Source organism: Elioraea sp., assembly GCF_051860475.1.
Taxonomy (GTDB): domain Bacteria; phylum Pseudomonadota; class Alphaproteobacteria; order Acetobacterales; family Acetobacteraceae; genus Elioraea.
Window position 1 is genome coordinate 1 of the sequence record NZ_JBHYDW010000158.1, and the last position, 8961, is coordinate 8961.

Below are 8961 nucleotides of genomic sequence, written 5' to 3' on the forward strand. Positions count from 1 at the left end.
CCGCCCCGACACCCCCGTCCGGGGGTGGGGGGGGCGTCGTGCTGGTGCCCCGACCCCACCCGACCAGGCGCGACCTCGCGCAGCACCGGCGCCTGCTCGCGGCAGCGAGACATCGCCTGCGGACAGCGCGGATGAAAGTGGCAGCCGCGCGGCGGATCGAGCGGGCTCGGGATCTCGCCGCGCACCGGATGGAACGACGCACGCCGCCGGTCGAGCCGCGGCACCGCCTCGATCAGCCCGCGCGTATACGGATGCGCAGGCTCGGCGAACACCGCGCCAACCGGGCCAGTCTCCACCACGCGGCCCAGGTACATGATCGCCACCCGGTCGGCGAGATGCCCGACCACACCGAGATCGTGGCTGATGAACAGGATCGCGAGGTCGAGATCGCGCCGGAGGTCGAGGAAAGTGTTCAGCACCTGCGCCTGGATCGAGACGTCGAGCGCAGCCACCGCCTCGTCGGCGACCAGCGCGCGCGGGTTCATCGCCAGCGCCCGCGCGATGCCGATGCGCGCGCGCTGCCCGCCCGAGAACTGATGCGGATAACGCGCCGCGAAGGCGGGATCGAGCCCGACGCGGCGCAGCGCCGCAGCCACCGTCTCGCGCGCGCTGGGGCGATCCGTCAGCCCGTGCGCGAGCGGACCCTCGGCGATCGCCACGCCCACGCGGATTCGCGGTTTTAGCGAGGCGTACGGGTCCTGGAAGATCATCTGCACTGCGGTGGTGCGCTTGGCCGCGCGGCCGTCGGAGTCGTCCGCCACCGGCGCGCCGTCCAGCAGCGCGCGGCCCTCGGTCGGCAGCAGCAACCCCGCGGCGATCCGCCCGAGGGTCGATTTGCCGCAGCCGGACTCGCCGACCAGCCCCACCACCTCGCTCCGCTCGAGATCGAGCGAGACGCCGTCCACCGCGCGCACGATCTCGCTCTTTGCCCCGCCGGTCAGCGCGCCGACGATACGCTCGGAGAGCGACGGCCGGCGCACGAAGCGCTTCGACACGCCGTCGAGCGAAAGCAGCGCCGTCACCTCTTCAGCCTGGGGTTCATCACGTCGCGCAACTGGTCGCCCACCAGGTTGATCGCGACGATCACGATCAGCAGCGCGATCCCGGGATAGACGCTGATCCAGTAGCGGCCCGAAAGCATGAACTGGAACCCGTTGGCGATCAGCGTGCCGAGCGAGGGCTCGGTCACCGGCATGCCGACGCCGAGGAACGACAGCGTCGCCTCGATCGCGATCGCGTTCGCCACCTGCACGGTCGCGACCACGATCAGCGGCGGCAGGCAGTTCGGCAGCAGGTGGCGCAGCACCACGCGCGCAGGGCGGAGAGGGATGCCGGAGGCTGCCTCGATGTACTCCTTGCGCCGCTCGGACAGCGCCGCGCCGTGCACGGTGCGCGCGAAATAGGCGTACTGCGCCGCGACCAGCGCCGCGACCACCTGGAACAGCCCCTGGCCAAGGATCGCCACCAGCACGAGCGCCAGCAGGATCGCCGGAAACGAGAGCTGGAGATCCACGAGCCGCATCAGCGCGAGCTCGACGCGCCCGCCGAAGAACGCGGCCGCGAGCCCGACCGTGGTGCCGATGCAGAGCGCGACCACGCCGGCCGACGCGCCGACGAACAGGCTGGTGCGCAGGCCCCAGAGGATCGCCGACAGCACGTCGCGTCCCTGCGCGTCCGTGCCGAGCCAATGGGCATAGCCGCCCGAACCAACCGCCCCCGGCGGCAGGCGCGCATCCATCAGCGCGAGCACTGCCTGGTCGTAGGGGTCCTGCGGCGTGATCCAGGGCGCCGTCAGCGCCAGCACCACGGCGAGCCCGAACACGAACAGGCCCCCGAGCGCCACCTTGCTCTCGGCGAACTCGGCCCAGAACAGCGCGGCTGGCGAGGCGGCGCGCGTGCTCACCGCTGGCCCCCGAGCCGCACCCGCGGATCGAGCGCCGCATAGGCGAGATCGACCAGCAGGTTGATCGTGACGAACATGGTCACGACCAGCATCAGGTAGGTCACCATCACCGGCCGGTCGAGTGTCAGGATCGAATCGATCACCAGCTTGCCCATGCCGGGCCAGGAGAAGATCGTTTCGGTCACGACCGCGAACGCCACCACCGAGCCGAACTCGAGCCCGAGCACGGTGACGATCGGGATCAGGATGTTGCGCATCGCATGCACCAGCACGACGCGCCGCAGCGTCAGCCCCTTGGCGCGGGCGAACTTCACGAAGTCGGCTGGCCAGGTCTCGCGCATGCCTGCGCGCGTCAGCCGGATGATCAGGCTGAGCTTGAACAGCGCGAGGTTGAACGCGGGCAGCAGCAGATGCGCGAGCCCGTCGCCGGTCAGGAACGACCACTCGATGCCGCCGATCAGCACGGTCTCGCCGCGCCCGCCCGAGGGTAGCCAGCCGAGCTCGACCGAGAACACCAGGATCAGCATCAGCCCAACCCAGAAGGTCGGCAGCGAGAACCCCAGCACGCTCGCGGCCATGATGGTGCGGCTCACCGCCGCATCGGGCTTGAGCCCGGCATAGGCGCCGAGCGGAATCCCCAGCACGATCGCGATCAGCATCGCCGCGAGAGCCAGTTCCAGCGTCGCCGGCAGCTTCGACAGGATCAGCCCCAGCGCGGGCTGGTTGAACACGAAGCTCATGCCGAAATCGCCGCGGATCAGCGAGTCGAGGAAGTAGCCGTACTGTTCCCAGAACGGACGGTCGAGCCCGTAGCGCGCGATCGTCTCGGCGCGGGTGATCTGGTCGGCCGCCGGGTTGATCAGCACGTCGATCGGGTTGCCGATCGCGAACACGCCGGCGAACACGATCAGCGACATCGCGAAGATCACCACGACCGCTCCGGCGAGCCGTTGCAGCAGGAAGGCGATCATCCGGGCGCGCCTGGCATCATGCAGGGCTGTCATAGCGGCCGCGCCGCGCTCTGTCATCGCGGCGCGGCACCGCTCGCGGCAGGATGACCGGCGATGATCCTGCTGATCCAGGCCGCGCCGCTCGGCGCGATCGTCGCGTTGCTCGCCTCCGGGCGTGCCGACCCGCTGCGTGCTGTGGTTGTGGCGCTGGTGCTCGCGATCCCCGCCGCCGCCGTGTCGGTGCCGGAGGGCGTGATGCTCGCGCCGCTGCTCGCCGAGGAGGCCGCGCGCGGCGCGTTCCTGGCTCTCCAGCCGATCGCGGTGACGCTCGCGGGGCTCTTGTTCCACGGGGCGGTCTCGGCGCGGCCGCGCGACGCCGAGGCGGACGGTGCGGCCATCCACGCGCGCCTGTTCACCGTCTGCCTGCTGCTCGGCCCGTTCTTCGAGACCGTCACCGGGTTCGGTGTCGGCGCGGTGTTCGCGCTCGGCGATCTGCACGCGCTCGGCATCGTCGGGCCGGCCGGCGCCGCGCTGTCGCTTCTCTCGCAGATGCTGATCCCCTGGGGCGGGCTCGGGCCCGGCACGCTGCTCGGCGCCGCGCTCGCCGGCGTGGAGCTGCGCGCGCTCGGCGCCTGGAACGCGGGCCTCAGCGCCGTGTGGCTGCTCACGCTGCTGCCGGTGTTCTGGCGGCTCGCGGCCGAGGTGGGGCTGCCTGCACGTCCGCGCGACCGGGCCGAGGATGCGGCGACGCTCGTCGTGCTCGGCGGGCTGCTGGTTGCGGCGAACCTGCTGGTCACGGTGGAGGTCGCCGGACTGCTGGCGCTCGGCCCGCCCCTGGTCTGGCGCCTGCGCCACCGCCTCGCCCGGCCGGGCGGGCTGCGCGCGGCCTCGCCGTATCTCGCGCTCTCGGCGGTGCTGCTGGCGACCCGCCTACTGCCCGGTGTCCCCGAGCGCCTGACCTCCGTCGGCATGATCCGGCCCTGGCCCGACCTGCCCGGCTTCGCGCTGCTGCACCAGCCCGGGATGCTGCTGGGCGCGGTCGGCCTCTGCGCGCTGGCGACCGTGCATGGCCGGCGCGACATCCTCCGCCACGTCGGACGCCGCGGCGCGCGGCCTGCCGCGCTGATGCTCGGCTACGTAGTGCTGGCGCGGCTGCTCGGCGGATCGGGGGCGGCGGCGGCGCTGGCCGGCGCGCTCGCCGCCGCCGCGGGGCCGGCACTGGCCTTCGTCGTGCCGCTGCTCGGCGCGGCCGGCGGGTTCTTCGCCGCGACCAATGTCGGCTCGAACAGCATCCTGATGCCGGTCGTCTCCGCACTGGCGCTGCCTCTGCCGCCGGCCTTCGTCGCGGCGGTGCAGAACTTCACCGGCTCGGCGCTGTGCATGGTCGCACCGATGCGGCTCGGCGCGACTGCGGCCCTCGCCGCCGACGGCACGACGCCCGGCGCGATCGGCCGGCGGCTGTGGCCCGCGGGAGCGACTGCTGTGCTGGTCGGCTGGACCGCGATCGCCGCGCTTGTCGGCGGGGGCTTCGGCGGCGGTCCGGCCTGACGTTTGAGCAGACGCCGCGTGGCCGATGCCGCACACCTGATCGGCGGTCGCCGGAGCGAGCCCGCTGCGACGCTCGACGTGATCGATCCGTCCGACGGTTCGGCGTTCGCACGCATCGGCTGCGGCGCTGGTGGAGAATTTGCAGCGCACGGACCTTGATCCGATTGAGGAGGCGGAGGGCTTGATGCGTCTCATTGAGACGCACAATCTCTCGCAGGAAGAGATCGGTCGCATGATCGGCAAGAGCCGGTCGCATGTCGCGAACACGATCCGGTTGGTGAATCTGCCGACGATCGTGCAGTTCCACGTGCGGGAGGGGCGGCTGACGGCTGGTCATGCGCGGGCGCTGCTGGGGTCGAAGGAAGCGGGGATGTTGGCGGCGCAGGTCGTGGCCGAGGGGTTGAGCGTGCGTCAGACCGAGGCCTTGGTGGCGGCGGAGGGGCAGGAGGTGGCGGGGCCGAAGCGGTATCCGCGGCGGGCGACGGATCCGAACCTGCTGAGCCTGGAGCGGGATTTGAAGGAGCGGCTGGGGGTGGGGGTTCATGTGCGCCCACGCGGCCAGGGGGGCGAGCTGCGGTTGCGCTACGCGAATCTGGACCAGTTGGACGGGCTGCTGGCGCTGCTGATGAGAGAGGGATAGGGGGTTTGGCGGAAAGGGGAAGGATTGCGGTGGCTTCGCTGGCCCGAGGGCCAGTTCCGCGCGCGGCCCTCTCCCCCAAGGGGCTTTGCCTTGGCTGGCCGAAGGCCAGCGAAAGGACGTTTGCCGCGCTTGGTCGCTGGTCGCCGAGCGTCCCCTCTCCCGCGTGCGGGAGAGGGACAGGGTGAGGGTCAGCGGTCGGTCAGCGCGTGCAGCCGTTCCATCTCGTCAAGGATTGCCGACGCGAGCGCCGCGCCTTCCGTGCCGGCCCGCCGGCCGAGCCCGACCACGCGCAATTCCTCTGTCATTGCCGCCGCCGCGTCGGGGAACGGCAGCCGCTCGGCCGCGCGCACGCGCGCGAGAATGGCCCGCAGCTCGTCGAGCGGCGCGGGCGCTTCCTCGGGTTCTGCGGGCGCTGGCGGCGGCGCGAAAAGGTCGGTCTGGGCGAATCGCGACATGCCGGGAGGATAGCGGGCACACGGCCCTTGCGAAACGGCCTGCGCCTCGCGCAGCGTGCGGCGAATGGGCCGCACCATTCTCTCCGACTATCTGAATGAGATTGCCCGCATCCGTGGCACCGGCGCGGGGACGAAGGAGATCAGCTCCTACGGCGCGCTGACAGGCGCGCTCAACGCCGTCGGCCACACGCTGAGGCCGCGCGTGTTCTGTGTGCCGAACCTGAGGAACCGTGGTGCGGGCTTCCCCGACATGGGGCTGTTCGTCGCCGCGCGTGGCCTCGACCTCGCCGACTGGCCCGAGGGTCGTCCGCCCGATCGCGGCGTGGTCGAGGTGGACGACATCCCCGCCCCGATCGCCACGAAGCGCGACAGCGCGCAGGTGAAGCGCTACCTCGCCGAGTACGGCCTCGTGCTGGTCACGAACTACCGCGACTTCGTGCTGCTCGGACGCGGCGCGAACGGTGCCGAGGAGCGCGAGCGGTTCTCGTTCGACTGCGCCGACGCCGACGGGTTCTTCGCCCTCGCCCGATCCACCCGCCGCCCCGCGGGCCTTGCCACCCGCTTCGCCGACTTCCTCCAGCGCGTGCTGCTGCACCAGGCGGCGCTGGCGCGGCCCGAGGACGTGGCGTTCTTCCTCGCCTCCTACGCCCGCGACGCGCTCGCGCGCGTCGAGGAACGCGCCGAGCTTCCCGCCTTCCAGGCGTTGCGCGGTGCGTTGCAGGAGGCGCTGGGGCTCACCTTCGAGGACGCGCGCGGCGAGCATCTGTTCCGCTCCACCCTCGTGCAGACCCTGTTCTACGGCCTGTTCAGCGCCTGGGTGGAGACCGCGCGCGAGGGCCGGCCGTTCCACTGGCACGCTGCCGGCTGGGACCTGCACGTGCCCTTCATCTCCACGCTGTTCCAGCAGATCGCCACGCGCGACAAGCTGAAGCCGCTCGGCCTCGAGGAGCCGATGCAGTGGGCTTCGGACGCGCTGAACCGCGTGGACCGCGGCGCGTTCTTCAAGGCGTTCAGCGATGCGGATGCGGTCCGATACTTTTACGAACCGTTCCTTCAGGCGTTCGATCCGGAGCTGCGCAGGCAGCTCGGCGTCTGGTACACGCCGCGCGAGATCGTCCGCTACATGGTCGAGCGGGTGGACCGCGTCCTGCGCGAGGAGCTCGGCGTGGCCGACGGGCTCGCCGATCCGTCCGTCTGGGTGCTCGATCCGTGCTGCGGCACCGGCGCCTATCTGGTGGAGGTGCTGGAGCGCATCCGCCGCACGCTGACGGCGAAGGGCGAGGATGCGCTGATCGCGGAGGACCTGAAGCAGGCGGCGAGGACGCGCATCGCCGGGTTCGAGATCATGCCCGCGCCGTATGTGATCGCGCATTGGCAGGTGGGGCATCTGCTGCGCGAAGCGGGCGCGGCGCTTGGCGAGTCCGAGCGCGCCGCGGTGTATCTGACCAACGCGCTGACGGGCTGGGCCGAGGCGGAGAAGGAGACGGCGGAGAACGGCCAGGCGGGGCTGAAGCTGGTGTTCCCGCCGCTGGCGGAGGAGCGCGACGAGGCGCGGCGGGTGAAGCGCGAGCGGCCGATCCTCGTCATCCTCGGCAACCCGCCCTACAACGCCTTCGCCGGCACCAGCCCGACGGAGGAGGGCGGATTGGTGGCGCCCTACAAGGAGGGATTGCAGAAGGTCTGGGGCATCAGGAAGTTCAACCTGGATGACCTTTATGTGCGCTTCTTCCGTGTCGCCGAGCGCCGCATCGCCGATGGAACGGGCCGCGGCGTGGTGTGCTTCATCAGCAACTACTCTTGGCTAACTGGATCGTCGTTCGTCGTCATGCGTCAGCGCTTGTTGCGCGAGTTCGATCGCGTCTGGATCGACAACATGCATGGTGACAGGAAGATCTCGGAATACGGACCGGACGGCCGAACCAGCGAGACCGTGTTTGCAATCAAGGGGTTCTCGCCCGGCATTCGTCAGGGCACCGCGGTATCGCTTTGGGTCCGCAGGGCTCAGCGCGCCGAGCGGCCGATCGTGCGGTTCAACGACTCGTTCGACGCCTCGAAGGCGGACGATCGGCGCGCGCAGATGCTCGCGAGCTTCGAGCGCGCGGATTTCGACGCGCTGTACACAGAAGCGACACCGACCGCAGAAAACCGCTTCGCGTTCCGGCCGGGTGAGGTGGCCGGTGCCTATGCGTCCTGGCCGCGAATGATCGAGCTTGCGGCGGTTCCGCCGTTCAACGGCCTGATGGAGAAACGCGGCGGTGCGTTGATCGACAACGACCGCGGTGCACTTGCAGCGCGTATGCGTGCCTACTTCGATCAGAAACGGTCTTGGAACGATGTAGCGCCTCTGATTGGCGGACTGGCCAAGAAGGCAGGACGATACGATCCAAAATCAACTCGTGCGAAGCTGATCGCTCGGCGCGGTTTCGCTGATGGCAGCATATACCGCTACCACTTGAGGCCGTTCGATCTGCGATACGCATATGCTGTGGCGGACCGACCGCTCTGGAACGAGCCCCGGCCTAAGCTACTGCGTCAACTCCCGACCGCAGGAGGATTCCTCGCTACCCGCCCCGCAGGTGTCGCGAACCCGGAAGGCATTCCGCTGACCTGGACAACCGCGCTCGGCGATAACGACGCTCTGCGCGGCCACGCCTACTACACGCCGCCAGTCGTCGCCGGCGGCGATGCCGTCCGCGCCAATCTCTCCCCGTCCGCCCGCGCCTGGCTCGCCGCGCTCGGCCTGCCCGATCCCGACAGCGACCGTGACACCGTCGTGCTCCCCTGGCTGCACGCCCTCGCGATCGGCTACAGCCCCGCCTGGCTCGCCGAGAACGAGCACGGCATCCGCGGCGACTGGCCGCGCATCCCGCTGCCCGGCAGCGCCGACCTGCTGCGCGCCTCCGCTGCGCTCGGCCGCCGCGTCGCCGATCTGCTCGACCCCGATACGCCCGTGCCCGGCGTCACCGAAGGCACGGTCGAGCCCGCGCTGCGCGCGCTCGCCGTGCCGACGAAGCAGGGCGGCGGCAACATGGCCGAAGCCGACCGCGCGCTCACCGCAGGCTGGGGCCACGCCGGCAAGGGCGGCGCGGTGATGCCCGGCCGCGGCCGCACCGTGTCGCGCGGCTACGCCGCCGACGAAGCCGACACGGCCGCCCACGCCGCCCTGCTCGGTGCCCGCACCCTCGACGTGTTCCTCAACGACTCGGCCTGCTGGCGCAACATCCCCGAACACGTCTGGTCCTTCACCATCGGCGGCTACCAGGTGCTGAAAAAGTGGCTCTCCTACCGCGAGAAGCCGCTGCTCGGCCGCGCCCTCACCCCCGCCGAAGTCCGCTACGTTCGCGACACCGCCCGCCGCCTCGCCGCGCTGCGCCTGATGGGGCCGGCCTTGGACGCGAACTATCGCGCCTGCGCGGACGCACACCGCCCCTTATGAATCGGGATGGGGAGTTTGAGGGGAAGGGC

At 70.9% G+C, this 8961-nt stretch carries 7 protein-coding genes; 3 read left to right on the forward strand and 4 right to left on the reverse strand.

The annotated features are described in order from the left end of the window. From ACTIFU_RS20150 to ACTIFU_RS20160, 3 genes are all read right to left on the reverse strand, one after another. The coding region (locus tag ACTIFU_RS20150; protein ID WP_439580109.1) for an ABC transporter ATP-binding protein at window positions 1-1022 on the reverse strand (1022 nt) is incomplete at its 3' end. Beyond that, on the reverse strand, window positions 1019-1903 hold the full coding sequence (locus ACTIFU_RS20155; protein ID WP_439580110.1) for an ABC transporter permease: 885 nt from the start codon (window positions 1901-1903) through the stop codon (window positions 1019-1021). The genes ACTIFU_RS20150 and ACTIFU_RS20155, both read right to left, overlap by 4 nt. Next, on the reverse strand, window positions 1900-2874 hold the full coding sequence (locus ACTIFU_RS20160) for an ABC transporter permease (protein ID WP_439580111.1): 975 nt from the start codon (window positions 2872-2874) through the stop codon (window positions 1900-1902). The genes ACTIFU_RS20155 and ACTIFU_RS20160 overlap by 4 nt, the downstream gene beginning before the upstream one ends. Window positions 2875-2967: 93 nt before the next feature. On the opposite strand from ACTIFU_RS20160, the gene ACTIFU_RS20165 reads away from it, so the two are divergent. Next, a complete protein-coding gene (locus ACTIFU_RS20165) occupies window positions 2968-4401 on the forward strand; it encodes a hypothetical protein (RefSeq protein ID WP_439580112.1) in 1434 nt (477 codons plus the stop codon). Between the two features lie 130 nt (window positions 4402-4531). Continuing rightward, window positions 4532-5041 (forward strand): ParB/RepB/Spo0J family partition protein, encoded by a 510-nt coding sequence (locus ACTIFU_RS20170; RefSeq protein ID WP_439580113.1) that lies wholly within the window; start codon window positions 4532-4534, stop codon window positions 5039-5041. A 188-nt stretch (window positions 5042-5229) separates the two neighbouring features. Here ACTIFU_RS20170 and ACTIFU_RS20175 read toward each other — a convergent pair whose 3' ends face one another. Continuing rightward, entirely contained in the window at window positions 5230-5574 is a 345-nt protein-coding gene (locus tag ACTIFU_RS20175) for a hypothetical protein (RefSeq protein WP_439580114.1), read from the reverse strand. Between ACTIFU_RS20175 and ACTIFU_RS20180 the strand changes: the two genes are divergently transcribed. After that, window positions 5561-8932 (forward strand): type ISP restriction/modification enzyme, encoded by a 3372-nt coding sequence (locus ACTIFU_RS20180; RefSeq protein ID WP_439580115.1) that lies wholly within the window; start codon window positions 5561-5563, stop codon window positions 8930-8932. The genes ACTIFU_RS20175 and ACTIFU_RS20180 overlap by 14 nt on opposite strands. The last annotated feature ends 29 nt before the right edge of the window (window positions 8933-8961 follow it).